Origin of the sequence: Glycomyces sp. L485 (genome assembly GCF_022548875.1) — a bacterium.
Taxonomy (GTDB): Bacteria; Actinomycetota; Actinomycetes; order Mycobacteriales; family Micromonosporaceae; genus Glycomyces.
In genome coordinates, this window is sequence record NZ_JAKZEW010000069.1 from 1 (window position 1) to 1,560 (window position 1,560).

Below are 1,560 nucleotides of genomic sequence, written 5' to 3' on the forward strand. Positions count from 1 at the left end.
GGCGTCGAGCCCGGGTTCGGTCTGCTCGACTCCTCGCAGAGCGCGCGGACCCAGTACGCGAGCGCGCACGAGGACACCTGGAACAACCTGCAGAAGCTGCGCGCGGATCTTTATGGCGCGATCGTGACGATCAACGAGTCGCTTGGTGTGCATACGGATGCGGAGACGTACAACGTCGCGCAGACCGATGCCGTCGGCAGTGACATCGACAACAGCTAGGACACTCAGGACTCATGAAGCACGCATTCGTCAAGACTCTCGCTGCGGCCGGATCGGCCGCCCTCCTTCTGACCGCCTGCCAAGCGGCCGACGGCTCTTCCAGTGACGGCGACGGAACCGGCGGGGACGACCCGGTGTTCGCCGCCATGACGACCTGGGACGCCTGCGAAGTCCTCGACAACCTCCAACCCATCACCGACTACATGGGGATCGAGGGCTGGGGCTCCTCCACCTCTGAAGGCGGCGAGCCCGGAACCCGCGAATATGGCAACACCTGGGACCCCGACGCCATCGGTTGCGGCAACCTCATCAACCTCGGCGACAGCGAGGGATATACAAGTGGAGGCGAGATTGCGGTAGCGATCGTCCCTGCCGAGAATGAGGACCAAGCCTCCGCTGCCTACCAGGAGAGAATCGGTGCAGCGGCCTCCTCAGGTTCCGCGGGTCGGGACTTCCGCAAGACCGAGATAGGAGGGCCTTGGGACGAGGGTGTGCTCTATGCATGGACTGGCAGCGCTGATTCACCGAACACTCAGGTCATCGCCCGCGACGGCCAATGGATCTTCCACATCGACCTTAACTACGCTGCGGACCTTGGCCTCCGCGGTGGCGGTGAACCGTCATATCCATTCACCGAAGACGAACTTCACCAATGGTTCATCGAAACCTACTTCCCCGAGGTGAACCAGATCGTCAACGACAAGATCGCGGAGGTAAAGTAGCCGTGAGTGACAACATTGAGTTCGAGACTGAAGACTACGCAGCTAACGCGAACCTCGACAACTCCGAGTTGATTCAGGGCCAGCAGGCCACTGCTGATGTGTCGTTCCTCAACGGTGAACCCTGCACCAATGGTGATTGCCAGAACCGTGCGACTGAAGCAGAGGTGGCGTGGGTCAAGCTCGTCTCAGCGATCCCGGTCGCCGGGCAGGCCTCGTACCTCAAGTGCGTGGCGATTGGCACCGCCGCGCCGAGCCAGGAGGAAGTCCAGAACATGGTCGGGCAGATCCGGCCCTCGGATCCCGACAAGTTCGCTCTTCAGGAACTCGCATACAAATGGCGGAACGTCGGGTATGACTTTGCAGACAATGAACAGACTGCCGTAGCTCCGATTCTGCGTACGAGGCTGTCTGAACTTGCCAATGGTTGGCAGGGCGATGACTTCGATGGTTTCGCTGAGCAGATGGAGGCGGTGTTCGCCAATTGCGAGCAGATCGCTGCCGATATCGGCGACGGTACCAGCGGCATGTCGGGCCTTCTGGAACAGAAGGCCTCTGAAATCTTTGCTCTGCAGGGCAGTGAGTCGGGGGAGTTGCCTTATCCGGCTCCGCAGTATTGGAC

General features: G+C 60.8%; 3 protein-coding genes. All 3 read left to right on the top strand.

The genetic code is table 11. The features are described from left to right. Positions 1-219: hypothetical protein (locus L0U85_RS19615; protein ID WP_241379462.1), on the top strand; the 219-nt coding region annotated here is incomplete at its 5' end. A 134-nt stretch (positions 220-353) separates the two neighbouring features. After that, a complete protein-coding gene (locus tag L0U85_RS19620; RefSeq protein WP_241379463.1) occupies positions 354-941 on the top strand; it encodes a hypothetical protein in 588 nt (195 codons plus the stop codon). 2 nt (positions 942-943) lie between these two features. Continuing rightward, positions 944-1,560: hypothetical protein (locus L0U85_RS19625; RefSeq protein WP_241379464.1), on the top strand; the 617-nt coding region annotated here is incomplete at its 3' end.